Origin of the sequence: Gillisia limnaea DSM 15749 (assembly GCF_000243235.1) — a bacterium.
GTDB lineage: Bacteria > Bacteroidota > Bacteroidia > Flavobacteriales > Flavobacteriaceae > Gillisia > Gillisia limnaea.
On the sequence record NZ_JH594605.1, the window covers coordinates 386,619 to 407,981 of the forward strand.

Below are 21,363 nucleotides of genomic sequence, written 5' to 3' on the forward strand. Positions count from 1 at the left end.
AGGTATGATTGGGGGTTATAAATATACTAAAATTATTTTTGGATAGTAAAATGAAAAGTACTCCCTTTGCCTTCTTCAGAAGTTAACCAGATTTCACCACCGTGATTTTCCACAATTTTTTTACAGATTGCCAGACCAATACCGGTTCCTGAATATTCATCCCGGGCATGCAAACGTTGAAAAATAGTAAAAATTTTATCGAAAAACTGGGTGCGTATGCCTATTCCGTTGTCGGCTATTATAAATTCCCAGGAACTTTTGTGTTCAAGGACTTTTATATCGATAACGGGAGGAACATTTTTTCGGTGATATTTAAAAGCATTGCTAATCAAATTTGAAAGCACCCGTTGTAAAGGGGTTTTTGCAGCCTCAATAGTGGGAAGTTCCCCGTAATTAATAACAGCATTGGTTTCTTCTATTAAGGTTTTGTACAATCCGGTAATCCCTGAAATAAGCTCATTTAAGTCTATTTCCTCAAGCCGGTAATCCATTCTTCCAACCCTGGAATATTCAAGAAGATCCAGAATAATTTGTCGCATTCTCACGGCACCATCTGTAGCAAAATGAATGTATTGCTGTGCCTTATCGTCTAATTGACCTTCATATTTTTTCTGAAGTTGGGATAGAAAACTTGTTACCATTCGCAATGGTTCCTGAAGGTCATGTGAGGCAATATATGCAAACTGTTCCAGTTCTGCATTGGAAACGGCCAGCTCATTTGCCCTGTTCTTTAGTTTAAAGTTTAGCTCTTCTAAGGCTCTTTCATTTTGTTTGAGTCCTGTAATATCCTGAAGGGATCCAATCATTCTAACAGCTTTACCGGTGGTATCCCTTATAATATAACCGCGTTCTAAAACAACCGCCTGAGTTTTATCCCCCTTAATTACTCTGTACTCTATTTGCCACTGTGATTGAGAAGCATTCTTTAAAACGGTATTTAAGTTATCTATCAAAGCCTGCCTATCTTCCGGATGAATGATATTTTCCCAATTTTCAACGGTTTCAGCAGCAGTTTGTCTTAGGTATCCAAAAAGCGAATAATAAGCATCACTCCATTCAATAGCATTTTCAATTATATTCCAATCATATACCGCTTCTTGTGTAACTTTGGAAACCAAATCATAGCGTTCTTTAGCAATCCTTATCTGCTCATTGAAATTTTTCCTATCTGAGATATCCTTAAAATAAATAGATAATCCATCCTTTCCAGGATATGCATTCACTTCGAACCATTTTTGCAACGGTTCAAAATGCTCTTCAAAAGAAACTTTTTGTGCTGTGTCTAACGCTTCCTTATATTTAGAATAAAAAAGTGACTTTTTTGCTTCAGGAAAATAATCCCATAAATTTTTATGTAAAATGGTACTTCTTTTTATCCCCAGCAAATTTTCAGCCTCTTTGTTCCAATAAGTAACCTCCCAGTCCTTAGAGATTGAAAAGAAACCATCTGTTATGCTTTCTAAAATATTATTGATCCGGTTTCCATATTGTTGAAGGGCCGCTTCGTTTGCAATACGTTCACTAATATCTGTATGCAAACCAAAAATAGCTATGAGCTCTCCGGATTCATTAAAAACTGGTCCCGCACTTAAGTGAAAATTGAAAATTTTACCATTTCTATTTTTCAGCTTAATATCCCCTTCCCAGTATTTTCCTGAAAGAAGGCTTGAAAATACAGTATCTGCAATAATCTCATCTGCATATAAATCTTTAACAGAAGCGACTCCTTTTAATTCAGATTCAGAAACACCAAGGATTTCTCTCAAAGAACTATTGAGAAATACCGCATCGTTCTCAAAAGAGATAAGACCAATTCCATCTTTTGTGCTCTCTATGATGTTCTTATATTTTAAAAGTTCAAGGTTTGCGGTTTTTATAGGAGTAATATCTATTCCAAATAAATGTACAATCCCATCTTCTTCAATAAACTCTGAAGGTGTCCAGGAAATCCATTTCCAATCCCCATTTTTTGCCAAACAGCGGTTTTGAAAAGATTGGGGTTTCCGGCCCGACGCCACTTCTTTTAAGCGTTCCACTACTACAGTACCTTCATCGGGATGTAAAAATTTTATAAATGCCTGGGTTAAAAGTTCTTGTTCCGTGTATCCAAAAACATCAAAGAACGCTGGGTTTACCCGCTTTAAATATCCATCCAATCCTATAACCGCGATAAGATTTGGAGTATGGCGGAACATATTATTTAGCTGATTTTCGGTAACCTTTCTTTTGATCGCTGTGGATATTTGAATGGACAAGCGTTGCAATAATTGTACGATTCCAGTATAGGGCTCAACTTTATTTCCGTAAAAAGTAAGAACTGCAATAACTTCGTTCTTAAATATAAGGGGAACTCCTATCCCAAAAGTTATATCGGTTTTCAGCAATGATTTTCTTCTCATAAATCGCTTGTCCTCTTGTAAATTACCCCAAATTTCTACCGACTTTGACTCCCAAATAATTCCTGGAAAGCCCTCACCTTTTTTACAAAACTTCAAAGAATTACGCATAATCAAATTTTCTTCGCCCTGAATAAAATCTGTTATTTTTCTTATAACAGAACTATCGTAACCCACTTCCCAGGCTTCAGCAACCTGTAAGTTTAAAAATTCAGCGATCTTCTTAATTATTTTATTTAGCCCTGAAGTTAAATTTGAAGCTTTGCTTAGGGAGGTAAGAATCTCATAGATCAATTTTTGTTCTTGCTCAAAATAATAGGTAGCAGTGATATTCCTGCCTATTCCAACCATTCCTTCTACCTTTCCACTTTCTGTCCTCAATGGGACTTTAGACAATAAAATTACATCCTTTCTCCCTTTGTAATCATAAATGATATCCTGACGATTGATTATGGGTTTCCCACTTTCCATTATGCGTTCATTGTCTTGCATAATTTCCTTAGCCTCTTCTTCAGGAAAATAATCGGAAGGCTTAAGGTTTAGAGTGATATTTTCATTTGTTCCTCCAAGGTAATCCGCATAAAATTTCTTATTGGAAAGTAATGTTTTGTGATCCTTGTCAATTACAAAAATATAATCGGGAATATTATTGATAATTGCCTTTAATAAATTACGCTCCCGTGTTAAAAGTCTTTCAGCCTCTAAAATTTCTGATGCATCTTTTGCGATACAATACATTAATTTCTCGTCCTCATTCCATTGCACCGCCCAAATATTAGAGACTATACCACCATCCTTTTTTATGGATCTGTTCAAGAAATTATTCACATTGGAACCGCTGCTTATTTCAGCGGCTACTGTTTTTGTAGCCGCTCTATCATCAGGATGAACCAGCTCCATATAATCCATCCCTATAAGTTCTTCCGGGGTATAACCCCAGTTTATAAAACTCACGGCACTCACTTCTATAAACTTACCTTCTTCATTTATTGTACAAATCACATCCAGGGACTGATCTAAAATTTTCCTGAGACGATCCCCACTTTGTTTTGCTTTGCTTTTATTTCTTTCAACCTCTGTTATATCGCGTGCAACACCAAAGACGCCTGTTATCTTATCGCCGGAAATAATTGGGAAATTGGTAATATGGAGCCTTCTTTTATTTCCTTTTAAACTAATAAAACCGGTGTTATAACTTTGGGTTTCTCCCTGGCAGGCTTTTTCAAAATGTTTGTAAACCCTTGGAAGATCTACTTCCGGAATCAAGCTTGCAAAGCTCATATTTAGAAGTTGATCTGTTGATCCTTCACTCAAACTTAGCGCACTGGGGTTTACACTTATAAAATTCCCTTCCAGATCAAACGAGTACACAGAATCCGGATGACCTTTAAAAAGGGATTCAAAAATTTGGTTGGTTTTAGAAAGTTCAATTTTTTGAAGGCGTTGCCTGGATATATCAAATAAAATGCTAGTTGCATATTCCTGTCCGGAACTATCCTTATAAATAGAAGAAAACATCTCAACCGGGAATTTGGATCCATCCTTTTTGATCGCTGTGAGTTCCCCTTTCACAAAGCCTTTTATTTTCCTGATTTTTAACATCTTCGTCAATTTTCCATCACTGGAATCAAAGAGTACATCTCTTTCATTCTTTCGAAATTCCTCGATATTATAATCAAACATCAGACTAGCCGCAGTATTGACATCCAGAATTTCTCCCGTGGGTCTAGTCAAGAAAACACCTATATTGGAATCATCTAACAGTCCTTTTAAATCATCTTCAATTATTGCCTTGTTTTCTACTGGGTTTTCTTCATAATTGATTAGGATCTGAATATATTTAACTGCATCAAATTCATCAAAAACGGGAGAAAATAAAAAGCTAACAGATTCCCGGGCTTCTGTGGACGGGACCCGGTATTTATTAAACACACCGGAACAGGCAGTTTTCAAATATTTTCCAAAAGATTCAAGATTTGCTGTGGGAACAATTGTTAATATCGAATCACCCTGGGAAAGTTTTGTATTAAATTGATCGCTTATAATTTTTGCTGCCGGAGCATTTATTGACTCCAAATCCCCGTTTAAACGGAGATTGATTAAAGCATTTATAGATTTCTGTGAAGATGGAAAGCCCGCAAGTATTTCCTGAATGATCGTATTGCGGGAAGCACTTTCTTTAGGTTTATTTCGCATTTACGTAGGTTTTGGGGTACGTATTACTGATAAAAAAAGATCAAAATACAAAAACTTTAAGGATAACAAAATTATCAGAAGAAACTTTTACTAATCTGCAAACCAATACCCAGATTTGTTGAAGATTCTGAAATCATATCTGCCCCCAGCTGTATATTCACATCCAATAGATTCTGCCAAACCTTGAGTTCCAGATAAGTGGATAAAATATTGTTCTTATTAGAAGAAGTACCCTTACCCCCGTAATTTCTCCTGTAACTGCTAAGAAGTTTATAGGGGAGTTTTTCAAAAGCAATTCCTGAAATCCCTATATGTTGTGCAACAATTTTATTGTTGTTCACTCTAAACCTGTTTTCATCAAGAGTTATAAAAGGAACCCCTAAAATTCTGCTTTCATACGTCCACCCGGAACGGTATAGATTGTTATTAAAATAATTGTCTTCACCGTCTGTGGTAATATCAGTATCGCTCTGATCCTTGGTATAATAAAATTCATAGATAAAAGCATCGATCCATTTACCGGGGTTTGGATCTTCAATATATACACCATAACGCCCGTCTGGGGTATTCCTTAAAACTCTCCCCGATCCATCCTCAAACAAATGATTGTATATAAATTGAACATTGTAATTGGCTATCCTGGTATCTATATATACTTCATAGCTTCCAAGATGATTTCCAAGAGCATTAGCTTCTTGCCCACCTACCGTATCATCCCCTTCTTTTCCGGTAAACACATCGATATAATCACTGAAACTGCCCGGTAATTTTCCAAAATCAGGTGAAGTACCTGCCCACTGAACAAAATGTTGCAATCCTGCAGTGATCTGAAAATTTTCGGACCCTTTGTAGACCAGGTGAAAACTTTTATGATGCAGTCTGGTATTATCTACATAGCGCTCATCGTCCATAAGATATTCCTCCAGGGAAGCTTTAAAACCAATCCCCTGATTGTTCTTGAAAAAGATAGGTCTGGTAGTTGAAATTTGAACTCCCGGAAGTGGTCTTGCATTGAGGGACCATAAGATGTTTTGATTGGATGCGCTAAGTCCATTATAAAGTTCGGCACGTTGTTTTCTACCTGCTACAATGGAAAGCCATGAATTTTGAAATGCTAAATACGATTCATCCAGCTGAAGTTTATCTGTATATCCATCCTGATACAAACCGCCAAGTCCCAGTTCTAAACCGGCATTTTCACCAATCTGATATTTTGCCTGCCCATTAATCCATCCGGAGAAATTGGAAAGTTCGTCAACTCTCCCCCGCTGATTGCTATGCATCCAGAAAGGGGATTCGTCTTCAGAATAAAATAAACCTTTTGTGCTAAAAGAGCCTGAAAATTCTACTTCCTGCGCATTTAGAAAGCCAAAAAACACAAAAAACAAGGGAGCTAATAATTTTATTTTCATATCGGGGAAAAATACAGTAATGATTAAATGGAGCTAATAACTTTAAATGGAGTTAAAAATATGTAATTTTACAAGATAAAATGATGTTTTATGTTATCAATTTTTGAAAGGAAAAGGTTTCTAATAGATCAACTGCAAGGTATAACCGATGTTCACAACCATATACTTCCAGGAATAGATGATGGTGCTGCCAATATCGAGGAGTCTATGAATTTGCTTTTAAAATTTAAGGAGATAGGAATTACAAATTTTATAGCTACTCCGCACATCATGAATGATTATTACCCGAACACGCCCCAAATTATAAACGCCGCACTTGAAACAGTACAGAAAGCTATTTCTAAGAATGAACTACTGAAAAACACTACTATTAAGGCCGCTGCCGAATATATGATGGACCAGAATTTTTTAGAGCTTTTAGAAAATGAAAAGTTGCTGGTTTTGAAGGATAAGCTTGTATTGGTAGAAATGTCCTATTTCCAGGCACCTATAAATCTAAAAGAGATATTATTCAAAATCCAAACTCACGGCTACAAACCTGTTTTAGCTCATCCTGAAAGATATTCCTATTACCATACAAAGGATCTTAGAAAGTATGAAGAACTAAAAAACCGTGGATGTTATTTTCAACTAAATATACTTTCTCTTACTCCGCATTACGGGACGAATATGCAAAAAACCGCCCTTCTATTATTGGAAAAAGGAATGATCGATTTTATAGGAAGCGATGCCCACAGAGATCAGCATTTACAAAAACTAGCCTCCATCAAACTCAATAAAAAAACAGAAGCTTTGGTTAAAAAAGTGATTGAAAAAACAAAGCAATATTTTTAAACCTTAGTTTTCCCGAAGGGTTTTTTCAAAACCCTCTTGATTCTTGATTGCTTATCCACTCCGTAACCATATCCATATCCATAAGAATAACCATATTGGGCACCATAAGAGAATTTAGAATAATCTACATCGTTTAAAATCACTGCCAGCCCTTTTAGTTTTCCCTGTTGTTTCAAATCTTTTGGGAAATCAAGTAATTTCTTTTCGGTGTAACCAGATCTGGTTACATAAAGCGTGGTATCTGCCAGCGGACTAATAAGCAAGGTATCTGTAACGATCATTGTTGGCGCAGTATCTACAATTATGAAATCATAGGATTGGGCAAGTTCCTTTAAAAGAAGCTCCATCCTGTCATTCATAAAAAGTTCAGCAGGATTAGGTGGTATAGTCCCAGATAAAATTAGATCAACCTGAATTTCCCTGTCTTCTGAAGAAGCAATAATATCTTTAGGATTGATATCCAGATCATATAAATAATCGGATAAACCTTTAGTATCCATGGGCGCTTGAACATATCGGTGTAATTTCGGATTCCTGATATCTGCCCCAATAATAATTACCTTCTTTTTGGTTGTAGCTAATGTTCGTGCGAGATTATAGGATATAAAAGTTTTCCCCTCACCTTTGATCGTAGAAGTTACAAAAATGATTTCCCCTCGGTTTTCCTTTTTGGCCTTTACCAAATAAGCCAGGTTGGTTCTTAATATCCTAAAAGACTCCGCCAAAGGAGAACGGTCATTTAACTGAATGACTACTTCACTTTCGTTAGCGATTTTGGGAACCTCTCCTAAAAATGGAATATTTTTAATTAGCGTTGCCAGATCTCCTTTATGATGCACTTTTGTGTCCAGCATAAATTTGGCAAACAAAATAAGCAAAGGCAGAATCAACCCGATAAGAAAACCTCCCACTAATATAAGCCAGGGTTTAGGATCTACGGGGGATGACATTGTATATGCAGGGTCTATGATCTTTGAAACCGGGGAGGTTACCGCAAAGGCTATAGCGGCCTCCTCCCTTCTTTGTAAAAGAAATAAATACAGCTGCTCCTTTATTTGCTGTTGACGTTCAATTCCCCGCATTCCTTTTTCTAAACCGGGAAAAGTACTGAATTGGCTTTGAGAACTTCTATCCAATTGATTTAATACGCCAAGTTGTATATTCAGGGAACTAACAGCACTCCGGATATTATCCCTTAAGTTTTCCCTTAGCGAATCCAATTGGGCAGTTATAGTTGCCACAACAGGGTTTTGAGGGGTGGAAGTTCTTAAATAGGCGTTTCGCTCCAGGACAAGGGAATTATAGGTCGATATTAAACCCGAAATCTCACCATCTTGAATTCCCAGACTTGCAGGCAGCAATTGATACCCTTCCCGTTTATTCAAAAGTTCCTCAATAGATCTAATAATCATCAACTGGGTTTCTATTTCAAAGGCCTGTTGTTCTGCCTGGGTAGATTTAGAAAGGTATTCACTTGCCCCGCTACCGACATCCATAAACTGATTTTCCCTTTTGAAATCTGCCATTCCACCTTCCACAGAATCGAGTTCTGAAGTGATCAATTCCAGCCTGTCCTGAATAAATTCAGTAGTACTTAAGGCAACCTGTCTTTTGTCGGTAACACCATCAGCATTGAACTGCTGCATCAAATTATTAAGAAAATCTTCCGACTTAGTACTTTCTTCCTGCACGATTCCCAGAGAGAGGATGTCCGCCGCTTTTCCTTTTGGTCCAATTACCAATTTCGATATATAATCCCCTGCTACCCTATCAACGGGGTTAATATTTATTTGGACTGTTTTTGAATTTTTAAAGGAAGAATCTGGTCCGGACCTGGGAACTATGGAGAATTTTAGTCCATCGAGTTCAATAATTTCACCAATCTCGTGGGATTTATTATAACCCTGAGATTCATCGACCAGGTTAAAACTGGTGTCGGATTTTGGAGTAACCAAAAAGGCTTTTGAAGCTTTATTTACAATTGAATCGGCAGTGATAAACTGGATAATAACTGGGCTGCTTTTATACGCCTCTATAGTAATTACATTCCCTTCTATAAAATAAGAAATATTATGATTTAGTTCATCTACCACCTTTTCTACCAGACGTTTGGATTTCAGGGTGACAATTTGATTATCAAGACTATTATCTCCAAAGGTCAAAATAGACCCACCACCGGAAGGCAAAGCACTAGCGATATTATTTTCGTTATCCTTTAGCACCATTAAAGATGCTTGCGTATAATATTGAGGGATCGTATAACGATTATAAAGATAGGCGATCAATCCACCCAATAAAAGTCCAAAAAGCAACCATTTCCAATACGCGAGATACTTAAATATTTCTGCTTTTAAGTCAAAGTTTGATTCCTTCTCCTCTGTGAAATCCTGTAATTCCTCCATGAATATCTATCTCGTAAAAAGTATAATTAAACTAAAAATTGTAGTACCAAGAGAAAGCAGGCCTGTATAGCTGGTTATAAATCCGGCTGATTTCACCTTTCTTAAAGTGGGTTCTACGTAAACTATATCGTTTTGTTTTAAATAATAAAAGGGATTTGAAAAAACATCGGTACTTGTCATATCTACCCTGCCAATGGTTTTAACCCCATCTACCTCTCTTATTATTAAAATATTATCGCGCATTCCGTCATAAGTTATCCCACCTACAGTAGCTAATAATTCCGGTACGCTTATTCGTTCATTTTCTACCTGCACCACGGACTCACCTGTTTCTCCAAGCACAACAACCCTAAAATTTAATAATCTTACTGCCACTACAGGATCGGTAACGTATGTTTTTATCTCTTCTGTTAAATAAGACTCCAGCTCGCTCCTGCTTCTTCCCGCTGCCGGAACTTTACCCAATACCGGGAATTGAATATTTCCATCAACATCAACCATATAGCCCATCAAAGAAGGGTTTTGCTGTCCTCCACCACCCTGACTCTGCCCGCCGGTTGTCATTTGAAAAGGTGCTACAACTTCTTCGTTTAAAGAAGAAACTTTAACGTGAAGAATATCATTAACCTCAAATACAGGTTCAAATTCCATCAGGCTTTTCATGTTTTCAAGCTTTTCAGACCCCTGAAAGTATACGATCTCCTTCCGGGTTGAGCAACTTGTTAAAATCAAAAAGCCAATTAAAACAACTATTAAATTATATTTCATAAAATTTTGGTAAAGTGCAAATATAGGTGGATAAAATTAAGTCGCTAGATCACAGATATAAAAATGTGTTAAATAACTAGTAGACAAATCATTTAGAAACGCTTACGGGTTTGTCAAGACTTTCGTAAGTAGAATTATTACTTATAAATTCGGGTATAAGGGCTTTCAATTTCGCAACAACCTTGTCATTTTTCAGTTTATGAGCAGACTTTATAATTTTTAAAATCTTTTCATTTATTTGGTCATAATCCTGAACCTTATCAATTCCTATCATTATTTTCTTGTGATGGGTTGGGAGCGTTTTACATTCTTCGGTTAGCAATTCTTCATATAATTTCTCACCGGGTCTTAATCCGGTGATCTTTATTTTTATATGTTTATTAGGAATATACCCTGCCAGTTTGATCATTTTAATAGCAAGATCCATAATTTTTACAGGCTCTCCCATATCAAAAACGAAAATCTCACCACCTTTTCCCATAGTACCGGCTTCCAAAACCAGTTGGCAGGCCTCTGGAATTGTCATGAAATAACGAATAATATCAGGATGGGTAATTGTTACCGGCCCACCTTTTTCAATTTGTTTTCTAAATAAAGGAACCACCGAACCATTAGAGCCTAATACATTTCCAAATCTGGTAGTTATAAATTTAGTAGTCCTAAATCCATTTCCAACCTGGCTGTGATATAAAGACTGAACATACATTTCGGCAGCTCTTTTTGATGCTCCCATCACGTTGCTGGGATTTACAGCTTTATCTGTTGATACCATCACGAAATGACCAACATTATATTTCACAGAAAGATCGGCTAAATTTTTGGTCCCACTTACGTTCACAAACACAGCCTCGTGTGGATTTTCCTCCATCAAAGGCACATGCTTGTATGCAGCCGCATGATATACCACATCTATTTGATGGTTTTGAAACATAATTTCAAGACGTCTTAAATTCCCAACATCACAAATTATACATTTATAATGCAGTTCTGGAAATTTGGCTTCTACCTCCAGTTGTAAATTATGCAGGGGAGTTTCGGCCTGGTCAAGTATAATAAGTTTTTTGGGATTATATTTAGCAACCTGCCTTACAATTTCACTTCCAATGGATCCAGCACCTCCGGTGACAAGAATGGTTTTTCCCGTTAATTGCTCCACCTTGTTTTCCCTGTCCAAAGTTATAGGTTCCCTTTCCAGCAAATCTTCAATTCTTAGGGATTGAACTTTTTGGGCAATAGGCTTGTCTTTATCTTCCCAATCGGAAATAAGAGGAGCGTTAAAAATCTTGATATCATTTTCCAGACAATCCTCTATAATCGCGAATTTTTCTTCAGAAGTAAAACTATTTTCAGATAAGATCACGGCAGAAGCATTTAAGCTTTTTACCTGGATATTTATTGAATCAATAAATTTCATCACAGGTTTATCCAGAATACGGATGCTGCGATTGTGTTTTGTTTTAGTTAAAAAACCAACTATTTTAAACCTTCTTGGGTGTTCAATATCAAGTGCCCCGGCTATAGAAATCGCATTTTCATCGGCACCCAAAATTACAGTCCTTATGATATCATCCCCTCGTCGGGCCATTTTAAAATATTCATATACCTGTTTAACTCCCAGTCGAAATAAGAACAACAGGGAAAAAGATATCCATAAATTAATTAGTAAACCACCTATTAAATAGATCTTTTCGCCTACAACGAAAAAAGTGATATAGTTGATTATAACTAAGGTTAAAAATGTACAGGTTGTTGCCAGAATAAGTTTTAAGGCATCGATATTAGAAGAATACCGAATGATCCCGGCATAGGTCTTAAATACAAAAAAGAAGAAAATATTTACCAGGATCCCTAAAACTGCTTTCATAGGAAAATCTAGCAGAGTATAGTAGCTGGGGGTTAGATCCAGAATTATTAAAATGGTTAACAAAAAGGACAGCGATACTAAAAAGATATCGATTAGAAACACCACCCACCTGGGTAAATATTTAATATTGCGCAACCCCAAAGCAGTATCTTCTTTGGATAAACTAAATTTAAGGGCACTTTTTAATCGGTTTCCCATATTTTTATAACTAAATCTTAAAACATCCACAAATAGCATTTGCTATTCGTTCTCTTTCTTCATCATTCAAATTTGATCCGGATGGAAGACATAATCCATTCGTAAATAAATCCTCTGCCACTCCACTTCCATAAAAAGGCATTTTCTCAAAAATCGGTTGTAAGTGCATTGGTTTCCATAAAGGCCTGCTTTCAATATTTTCTTTTTCAAGGCATAAGCGCAAATCTTCACGGGTTATCCCATTTGTTTTGGAACTATTTATAGAAATCACACTAAGCCAATGATTCGAAAAATAATCTTCTGTTGGCTCCGAAAAAACGTCTACACCTTTTATAGATTTGAATAAATTTTTATAAAATTCGTGCATTTTTCTTCGTAATGCAACATGTTTATCTAAAATTTCCATTTGACCACGACCAATTCCTGCAGATATGTTACTTAGCCGGTAATTATATCCTATTTCACTATGTTGATAATGAGGTGCATTATCCCTGGCCTGGGTAGCAAGAAAAACTGCCTTTTGCTTTTTTTCTTCCGTATGAGAAACCAAAGCTCCTCCTCCCGATGTAGTGATAATTTTATTTCCATTAAAAGATAGCACTCCAAAATCTCCAAAAGTACCGCATTTTTGACGTTTAAAGGAACTTCCCAAAGCTTCTGCGCTGTCTTCTATCACGGGAATACTATATTTTTTTGATAGTTCTTGAATTTCTTCGACTTTGTAGGGCATTCCATACAAATGTACAGCAATGATAGCTTTTGGAGTTTTCCCTTTTGAAATCCTGTCTTTTATAGCTTCTTCAAGATGATTTGGACAAAGATTAAATGTATCTCTTTCGCTGTCTATAAAAATAGGGGTTGCTCCTAAATAGGCTATCGGGTTTGCAGATGCTGCAAATGTCATACTTTGACAAAGTACCTCATCTCCTGGTTTTACGCCTAATAATATTAAAGCGAGATGAAGCGCAGCAGTTCCGGAACTTAAAGCTGCAACCTCCGCTGTGCCGCGATAAGGAGAAGATATTGGGGTCAAATAATTTTGAATAGCTTCTTCAAAAGCATTTAAATTGGGTCCTAAAGGAGCTATCCAGTTTTTTTCGAAAGCTTCATGGATATAGTTGATTTCTGTTCCTCCCATATGTGGGGAAGAGAGCCAAATTTTACTTTTTTGCATAAATATTATTCTGTATATTTTATAATCTTACCAGGATTACCAACAACTGTGGCAAAATCGGGAATATTTTTAATTATAACTGCTCCTGCACCAATGGTAACCCATCTTCCAATTTTTATACCCGGAATTACAACAGCTCCAATCCCAATATGTGAACCTTCACCTATTATCACACCACCTGCAAGAGCAGCATTGGGGGAAATGTGTACAAAATCCCCGATTTCACAATCGTGTTCAACAGTTGAACCTGTATTTAAAATACAATGTTCTCCTATTATAGTTTCTGCGTTTATAGAGGCATTTGCCATTACAACCGTTCCTCTCCCTAATTTCACCGATTCCGAGACCGAAGCAGCACTATGAATAAGAACTTTCTCTATTTTACCTTTAAATACCTTGGCGACACTTTTTCTAATCCTGTTATTTCCTATTGCGATTACTGTACCTGAATTTAGAGCGACTTCAGGAAACGAATGAATTACGGAATGATTCAAAACTTCGGAAATATTTTCATCATCATCAAAAATGGTTTGAACTGAGCCTCCAATGGAATTCACAATCTCAATTATCACTTTTGAATGTCCGCTTGCGCCGTAAATGTTCATCTTTAATTTCTCCCATTAAAAGGCTCTGTAGTAGCCATATTAGCAGTATTGATTCCTTCTGAAACAAGTACTTTTTTGACGGTTTTCAAAAGTATTTTCAAATCCAGTCCAAAAGATAGGTGTTCAACATACCAGACGTCATACTCAAATTTTTGATTCCAGCTTATCGCATTCCTGCCATTCACCTGGGCCCAACCTGTAATTCCTGGCCTTACCAAATGACGTTTTTCCTGACGTTCATTATAAATCCCAAGATATTCCGGCAGTAAAGGACGGGGGCCTACAATACTCATTTCGCCTTTTAATACATTCCATAATTGAGGGATCTCATCGATGGAAGTTTTTCTTACAAATTTCCCTACCGCAGTCAACCTATTTGAATCCGGCAGTAAATTTCCATTACTATCCTTTTCATCTGTCATTGTTTTAAACTTAACAATCCTGAAAATTCTACCATTTTCACCCGGTCTTTTTTGGAAGAAAAATGGTTTTCCGTTATTTGCTAAAGCTAGTAGGAAGGTTATTACAAATAATAGAGGACTTATAATAAGTAATGCCATAAAAGCGACTAAAAAATCTATTAAAGGTTTTATATAAGTTTTGTACATAAAAAATACTGCTTTGAAATTTTGAAATGACCATCCCGCCTATTTCAATATTCATTGCTGAATTTTAATCAGCTGCCAAAATTACAAAATTCAATCTAAACATTATCTTAATCTTTCTGAAAGCAATTTTAATTTGTTTTCCCAACAAATTTATTTGTCCCAAGCCCCTTTTTAAGCCAGGTTTTCATCGAAGTTTTGAATGTTTTACCTTTTACATACTCAGTGAGTTTTCTTTGGAGCAATTGATTTCTTCCAGGGTTTTATTTATTTTTAGAAAAACCTTCTAAAATGCCTGCCGTTCATAATTAGAAGCGATTTTATCTCTGGCCTGTAGTGTCAATGATCAACAATCGAAGAATAAGAAAGTTTGGCTACATTAGCCCAATGGAAAAAATCAAGAACCTCGGGGAATTAAACCCTCAATGGGGGATTAAAAATTCGCCAAAGAATTGATTTTATTTCAATCAATTACCTCGCAGCAAGCCAAGGAAGTAAACAAAACGGAAGCTACATGTAGCTATTAGATAAATTATAGACCAAAGGGCGTGCATCGAAGACTTGCTAGGAGAAAACGTTAAGAATACTACCATTTTTCTATGCTTGTGAAAAGCTTTTGTAACTTACAACTTCAAAATTACAAAATATGAAACGTACGCTCCTTAGTTTATTGATAATGGTCGTTTTTAGTTGCAATCAAAATGAAAAAAAAGAACCGCTGGCAGATGAGAAGATAATGACAGAACCGGATGAAGGAATAGGAGACGGGGCTGTTTCACCTGCCGTGGCCTTTGCACAAAATATAGAAAGTGCCCATAATAAGGAAACCTGGAACACCTATAAAGCGGTAGCATTTGATATCGATTTAACTTTTGGAGGTAATCCCCGGTTTTCGGGTAAAATAACAAGTTTAACGAACTCCTCAAAGATCCGGATTGATAAAGAAGATGGTGCTAAATTGATCTATGATGGTAAGGAAGTATTTTTGTGTCCTAAGATAGCCGAAGAAAAAGGAGCCAGATTTGATATGTTTACCTGGCAGTATTTTTTTGCTTTACCTTTTAAACTAACCGATCCCGGAACAAATTGGGAAGTTTTGGGCTCTCAAAAAATTGCCGGAGATTCCTTTAATCGAGGTAAACTAGCCTTTGAAAACCAAATAGGAGACTCTTCCAAAGACTGGTATATAATCTACCAGGAACCAGAAACAGGACTTTTACACTCCGCGGTTTATATCGTTACTTTTGGAACAGCGATAGAAAAGGCTGAAGAAAATCCTCATGTGATAGTTTACAAGGATTATATTGTACTAGATGGAGTTCCTTTTGCAACCACCTGGACTTTCCACAACTGGGATGAAAAAGACGGTATTGGAAAACAAATTGGTGAGGCAAAAATAAGCAATATTAATTTTTTTAAACCAAAAGATGATCTTTTTGAGAAACCGGAAGACTCTAAATTGATCCCACCTATGGGTTAAAATCCTTAATTTGCTCCCGTACCTTTCCGGCGGGATTCAATCCAGATTTTGGATGTTCACATTTACATTTCCTGGAGTTTGTCCAGTTACAATTGATTTGATAAATAGAAATGCTATTGAGCAACAACCTCTTTGGAAATATTTCTATAAATCACCTGGAAAAAAGTTGCATTATCATAGGGTTTAATGATAATATCGTTCATTCCTGCGTCATGAATCTCCTGACGTACCTCCTCTATTTCAACGGCAGTAAGCGCAATCACAGGGAGGATTTTGTTAAATTTCCGGATTTGGCGTGTAGCCTCCAAACCACTAATTCCAGGCATATTAAGATCCATTAGTACCAGATCGTAGTTTTTATTTTTAATTTTTTCTATGGAATCAAGGCCATTATCACTTATATCACAACTAAAGGATTTTTGTTCGAGTATTCGCTGAGTGACTACCTGATTGATCCTGTTATCATCCACAATCAAAATATGCTTCCCAACTCCTTCTGTTTCTGAAAGGGTTGAACTGGTCTCAATAGATCCTGCAATTTCAGGTTCAGATTTACTTAACCCGCCTTTTTTAAATTCTATTTCAAAACTAAAAACCGAACCTTCGCCTTCCGAACTATCAAGATATATTTCAGATTCAAATAGATTTAATAGTTTTTTCACGATTGGAAGCCCAAGGCCTGTGCCTTGATAATTATAATTCTCATATTTTAGCTGCGAGAATTCCTCGAAAATAATTTCCTGTTTGCTTTTGGGTATTCCAAGACCGTCATCCTTTATTTCGAAATAAACTTTTACAGAATCAATCCCTTCCTCTACCAATCTTGAAGTTATCCAGATCCCACCCCTTTCAGTAAATTTCATAGCATTTCCTACCAGATTCATAAGAATTTGAGAGAGTCTTACCGGATCGCCAATCAAATTATAGGTAATATTTGAATCAATATCCAGGTGAATGCTGTTTTTATTTTGAAGCCTGGTAAACTCAAAGGACTTCACAATACTTTTCATGAGATCCTTTAAATTAAATGGAAGCTTTTCCAATTTGAGTAAATTAGAATCCATTTTATTCATTTGAAGCACATCATTGATAAGAGCCAACAAATAATCTGCAGAAAATTTGAGAGATTTAAGGTCGCTCTCGTGTTTAATCAGCGATTTATCTTCCATTAAAATAGAAGTCAAACCAATTACTCCGTACAAAGGGGTTCGCAATTCATGACTAATGGTAGAAAAAAACTGAGTCTTTAAAATAGAAAGCCGTTCTGCCTCTTCCTTAGCAAGCTGAAGTTCCTTATTTTTTTCACTTAATTCCAGGATTAACTTTCTTCGTGAAAGTATTATCCTAAAAAGGATGATTAATACTATGAACATTACAATAGCCGAAATGACCAAAACCAACATCTTCTCTCTGGATTTTGCAATCACTTCATCCTTATAAAGCTGCTCATCTTTTGCGATTTCCAGGTCTTCCTGATATTGACTAACCTCAAATTTTATATTTGCGTCTCGTATTTGTTTTAACTTTTCCTCTTGAAATATTTGATCTTTAAACCCATTGTATTCTTCCAGGGCAATAAAGGCAGCCTCAAAATTCCCTTCCTCAAACAGCACGGCTGCATATTCCTTATATGCCAAAGAAGCCTCCAGAATAAGGGTGTCTTTTTCTGTTTTTTGAATAGCTTGTTCAAAATGTCCCCTTGCATTTTCCAGTTCATTTATCCCCATATGATAACGGCCCATTAAAGTGAGGAGTTGGGCCTTAATTAAATTATTATCCCTGTCGCCCAACAATTTCCAGCTATCTTTTAAATACGGCAGGGCTTTGTCATATTTCCCGTTATCTATGTAGGTCCAGGCAATGTTTGCAGTGGGTGCCAACAGTTTGCTTTCATAGTTCATTTTTGTGGCCAGCTCAATTGTCTTATTATAATAATCGATCCCAATTTGAGTAGTATTTATATCTTCGGAATATACATTTCCTAAATTGTTATAGGAGGAAAGCAACAAAGTGTCATTATCTAGTTCTAATGCAATTTTCAGGGCATCCTTGTAATGCTGCCTGGAGTAAAGCGTATCATTTATATCGGAAAAAGCCGCCCCTAAATTACTGTGGGCCTGGTAATGATAATATTCATTGTTAATTGTTTTCGTTTCTTCCAACAGCCTTAGCGCCGTCTCAATAGATTCTTTATACTCATATTTGCTTAAATACCTTGAAGATAATTTATAAATAGAATCCAGGTAAACGTTATCCTGCGCAAAAGAATTTGCACAAATAATACCTATAAGAAAAATTAGATAGTAATTTTTTTTCAATAACTTGGAGGTTAGGTTAAGATTTTAAGGGGGTTAAAAGTAGTCAATTTCAAATGATTATAAAATTTTTTGGTTAAAATCTCAATTTTTCACCATTTTTACTTAAAATAAATTAATAATGATGAGGGAAACGTGATTTCTTAAATTTCTTATATCTTTAAAAATAAAATTTTAAATATGATTTACCCCTGGCATCTGTATTTAATGGCTGGAATATATATCCTTGCTGGATTTTTCCATTTTTTAAAACCAAAAATCTATTTACGGATCATGCCCCGCTATCTTCCGGCACATAAATCGCTGGTTTTTCTTAGCGGTGCTATAGAAATACTCCTTGGAATAGGATTGATGTTTGCAGAAACAAAAAATCTTGCTATCTATGGAATTATCCTAATGCTAAGCTTTTTTCTTTTGGTTCACTTTTATATGCTATCTTCAAAAAAAGCCGGTGCAGGATTTCCGGTATGGGCTCTTTGGCTAAGAATTCCGTTACAGTTTGGTTTAATGTGGTGGGCCTATTATTATCTCCAATTCTAGAGGAATATGGATTTATTCAGTTTTGAAGAATTCAATCTAAATCTCCCGAATGCCAATGTCACGTATTGTGCGGGTTTTTTAGAACCCAATACTGCCGATCGATATTTTCAAATCTTTCTGAAAGAACTGAACTGGCAGCATCACGATATTACAATCTTCGGAAAAAAGATCCCTCAACCAAGATTAACAGCCCTTTATGCCATTAATGAACTGCCATACAGCTATTCCAATCTGACTTTAATTCCGAAAAAATTTACTTTGGAACTTTTAGAAATACAACAAAAAGTTAATGCACATACCGGAAAAGATTTCACACATTGCCTGGTGAACCTTTACCGGGATGGAAACGATAGTATGGGGTGGCATTCGGACGATGAAAAAGAACTTGGAATAGACCCGGTAATTGCTTCCGTTAGTTTGGGAGGTGTTCGAAGTTTTCAGTTAAAACATAAAAATATCAAAGATCAAAGATTTAAACTGGACCTCGAACACGGCAGCTTATTTTTGATGGCCGGTAGTACTCAACATTTTTGGAAACACCAGCTTCCAAAAACAAAAAAGCAGGTGGCTCCAAGGATCAATCTAACTTTTAGGACCATTTTATAAGTCGTTTAAAAACTTCTGAAATATTTTTGTAGGATGAATGAATTTATAAACAAACATAATTTTAATGAAAGAGAACTCGACAGGATCATAGAAATGGCCTGGGAAGATCGAACTACCTTTGAAGCAATCGAATATCAATTTAAAATAACTGAAGCAGAGGTCATAGAAATTATGAGGCTTCAACTGAAACCAGGTAGTTTCAGACTTTGGAGAAAAAGGGTTCAGGGAAGAAAAACCAAACATCAAAAATTACGTGAAAAAGAAATCGGCCGCTTTAAATGCAGCCGACAACGTTCCATCTCAAATAACAAAGTATCTAAGCGTTAGTTATTTGTAAATCTCGTTTAAAACATAGGCCAGCCTAATTCCGCCTTTTTGAAGTTGTTCCCTCACTACAGGAAACCAATCGTACATGTAGCGATACCCAAGTTTTTCACCAATTTCAGCCGAAGCGTATACTTTCTTGCTTAACTCATTAGATTCATACATCCAGTCCTCAAAAGTTCCCGAAGCGATTTGTTGTTTTTCTTCTTTGGTGAGATCCGTGGTATTTTCGGCTAATTCGGTATAGCTCATATTAAAGGATTCAATCATTTTGGTATCCCAAACACTGTGAATGTTCGTACCGTCATTATACCATCTTACCTGGATGTCGTTTCCTCCTTTATCTTCTCCCCTTCCCGCGTGGAGTGGTTGATGAAGATCCCCTACAAAATGAACAAGCATTTTTAAATAGAATTCCTTTTCCTCTCTGGAAGCAGATTCATCCTGTAATACGGCTTTGCATTTTTTTAAGGCCGCCAGAAGGTCACCATCCGGATTTGCAGTTTCCAAATTGTATTTTGTTTCTCCGGGTGGCATATTCACATAATGCCATGGACCATATTCCCGGTATTTTGAGTCACTCTTAATTTCATCGGCATAAGTAGAAACGAGTGCAAGGCTCTTGCCTTGTAATAGTTTATAAATCTCTTTTTTTGCTTTCTTACTAAGATAATTTTGAGCTATTTCTCCGGTAGCACGATGTCCATTTTGTCCCCAGTCATATTCTGAAGCAAAGGAAATACTCAACCCCAGAAAAAAAACAGTTATTAGTAACAGGTTTTTCATGAGCTATTTATTGTTTTAAATCGGATAAATGAAATTTATAAGTGTACTCCTATCGATTGAGATGTCTATAAAAAAATTAATCCTGTTGTTAGGAATTGTGCAAATATAAAGAAGGATATCTTATCTTAACGTTAAGTTATGATTTTGTACTTAAAATTTATTTTGATATATTTACGATATTAAAATAATATCACATTAAAAACCACTCGAAAAATGGCTTCAAACGAAAAAACCACAAGTCCCTCCAACGGCTATTTAATGCTGTTTTTTATTTTCCTTCTATTCATAGCTAGTATAGCGGGATTTATTATGTTTAAATCTCCCTGGTTTATTCTGGTTATATTTTTGTCCTTTTTTCTGGCAGCCGGATTGATTCTTGTAAATCCAAATGAATCCAGGGTTTTACTTCTTTTTGGGAAATATAAAGGAACTGTAAAACAAAATGGATTATTTTGGGTTAACCCGCTATTTGTGAAAAAGAAGATCTCTCTCCGGGCGAGGAATTTTGACAGTGAGCGTTTAAAGGTGAACGATAAAATGGGAAATCCTATAATGATAAGCACTATTTTAGTATGGCGGGTTCAAAACACCTATAAAGCAGCTTTTGAAGTGGATAATTTTGAAAACTTTGTAGTAGTGCAAACAGATGCTGCAGTACGAAAACTAGCCAGCCTATATCCTTATGACAATTTTGCAGATGAAGGCCTTGATGAAGATATCACTCTTCGCTCCAGTTTAAATGAAGTAAGTGAAGCCCTGGAAAAGGAGGTTCAGGAACGGCTGGAAATAGCGGGAATTGAAGTGCTGGAAGCTCGTATTGGATACCTGGCCTACGCCAATGAAATAGCAAATGCCATG

General features: G+C 36.2%; 16 protein-coding genes. 6 read left to right on the top strand and 10 right to left on the bottom strand.

The genetic code is table 11. The annotated features are described in order from the left end of the window. Positions 1-32: 32 nt before the first annotated feature. A complete protein-coding gene (locus tag GILLI_RS17565; protein ID WP_006987407.1) occupies positions 33-4,592 on the bottom strand; it encodes a PAS domain S-box protein in 4,560 nt (1,519 codons plus the stop codon). Between the two features lie 74 nt (positions 4,593-4,666). Continuing rightward, on the bottom strand, positions 4,667-6,004 hold the full coding sequence (locus GILLI_RS01790) for a capsule assembly Wzi family protein (RefSeq protein WP_006987408.1): 1,338 nt from the start codon (positions 6,002-6,004) through the stop codon (positions 4,667-4,669). 90 nt (positions 6,005-6,094) lie between these two features. Between GILLI_RS01790 and GILLI_RS01795 the strand changes: the two genes are divergently transcribed. Further along, the gene (locus tag GILLI_RS01795) at positions 6,095-6,838 is read left to right on the top strand and encodes a tyrosine-protein phosphatase (protein WP_006987409.1); all 744 of its coding nucleotides are present in this window, start codon (positions 6,095-6,097) and stop codon (positions 6,836-6,838) included. On the opposite strand, the gene GILLI_RS01800 is transcribed toward GILLI_RS01795, so the two are convergent. The 6 genes from GILLI_RS01800 to GILLI_RS01825 form a co-directional block, all read right to left on the bottom strand. Then, the gene (locus GILLI_RS01800; protein WP_006987410.1) at positions 6,835-9,240 is read right to left on the bottom strand and encodes a GumC family protein; all 2,406 of its coding nucleotides are present in this window, start codon (positions 9,238-9,240) and stop codon (positions 6,835-6,837) included. The two genes, GILLI_RS01795 and GILLI_RS01800, sit on opposite strands and share 4 nt — an antisense overlap. 6 nt (positions 9,241-9,246) lie before the next feature. Beyond that, the gene (locus GILLI_RS01805; protein WP_006987411.1) at positions 9,247-10,008 is read right to left on the bottom strand and encodes a polysaccharide biosynthesis/export family protein; all 762 of its coding nucleotides are present in this window, start codon (positions 10,006-10,008) and stop codon (positions 9,247-9,249) included. 88 nt (positions 10,009-10,096) lie between these two features. Beyond that, positions 10,097-12,070: a polysaccharide biosynthesis protein gene (locus GILLI_RS01810; RefSeq protein WP_040506332.1), complete on the bottom strand. Its 1,974-nt coding sequence runs from the start codon at positions 12,068-12,070 to the stop codon at positions 10,097-10,099. Between the two features lie 10 nt (positions 12,071-12,080). Beyond that, complete coding sequence (locus GILLI_RS01815; RefSeq protein ID WP_006987413.1) at positions 12,081-13,244, bottom strand: DegT/DnrJ/EryC1/StrS family aminotransferase; 1,164 nt, start codon at positions 13,242-13,244, stop codon at positions 12,081-12,083. A gap of 5 nt (positions 13,245-13,249) precedes the next feature. Continuing rightward, on the bottom strand, positions 13,250-13,849 hold the full coding sequence (locus GILLI_RS01820) for an acetyltransferase (RefSeq protein ID WP_006987414.1): 600 nt from the start codon (positions 13,847-13,849) through the stop codon (positions 13,250-13,252). 2 nt (positions 13,850-13,851) lie between these two features. Beyond that, positions 13,852-14,457: a sugar transferase gene (locus GILLI_RS01825; protein WP_006987415.1), complete on the bottom strand. Its 606-nt coding sequence runs from the start codon at positions 14,455-14,457 to the stop codon at positions 13,852-13,854. A gap of 643 nt (positions 14,458-15,100) precedes the next feature. Between GILLI_RS01825 and GILLI_RS01830 the strand changes: the two genes are divergently transcribed. Beyond that, the gene (locus tag GILLI_RS01830) at positions 15,101-15,934 is read left to right on the top strand and encodes a hypothetical protein (RefSeq protein WP_006987416.1); all 834 of its coding nucleotides are present in this window, start codon (positions 15,101-15,103) and stop codon (positions 15,932-15,934) included. 113 nt (positions 15,935-16,047) lie between these two features. Here GILLI_RS01830 and GILLI_RS01835 read toward each other — a convergent pair whose 3' ends face one another. Beyond that, positions 16,048-18,252: a tetratricopeptide repeat-containing hybrid sensor histidine kinase/response regulator gene (locus GILLI_RS01835; protein ID WP_006987417.1), complete on the bottom strand. Its 2,205-nt coding sequence runs from the start codon at positions 18,250-18,252 to the stop codon at positions 16,048-16,050. A gap of 177 nt (positions 18,253-18,429) precedes the next feature. On the opposite strand from GILLI_RS01835, the gene GILLI_RS01840 reads away from it, so the two are divergent. From GILLI_RS01840 to GILLI_RS01850, 3 genes are read left to right on the top strand one after another with little or no spacing between them, the layout of a single operon-like run. Continuing rightward, a complete protein-coding gene (locus tag GILLI_RS01840) occupies positions 18,430-18,789 on the top strand; it encodes a DoxX family protein (RefSeq protein ID WP_006987418.1) in 360 nt (119 codons plus the stop codon). A 6-nt stretch (positions 18,790-18,795) separates the two neighbouring features. After that, entirely contained in the window at positions 18,796-19,395 is a 600-nt protein-coding gene (locus GILLI_RS01845; protein ID WP_006987419.1) for an alpha-ketoglutarate-dependent dioxygenase AlkB family protein, read from the top strand. A 33-nt stretch (positions 19,396-19,428) separates the two neighbouring features. Next, entirely contained in the window at positions 19,429-19,722 is a 294-nt protein-coding gene (locus GILLI_RS01850) for a TIGR03643 family protein (protein ID WP_006987420.1), read from the top strand. Here GILLI_RS01850 and GILLI_RS01855 read toward each other — a convergent pair whose 3' ends face one another. Then, positions 19,723-20,505, bottom strand: a complete 783-nt coding sequence (locus GILLI_RS01855) for a S1/P1 nuclease (RefSeq protein WP_006987421.1) — start codon at positions 20,503-20,505, stop codon at positions 19,723-19,725. It abuts the gene before it with no gap. 213 nt (positions 20,506-20,718) lie between these two features. On the opposite strand from GILLI_RS01855, the gene GILLI_RS01860 reads away from it, so the two are divergent. Next, positions 20,719-21,363, top strand: a 645-nt coding sequence (locus GILLI_RS01860) for an SPFH domain-containing protein (protein ID WP_006987422.1), incomplete at its 3' end; no start/stop codon positions are given.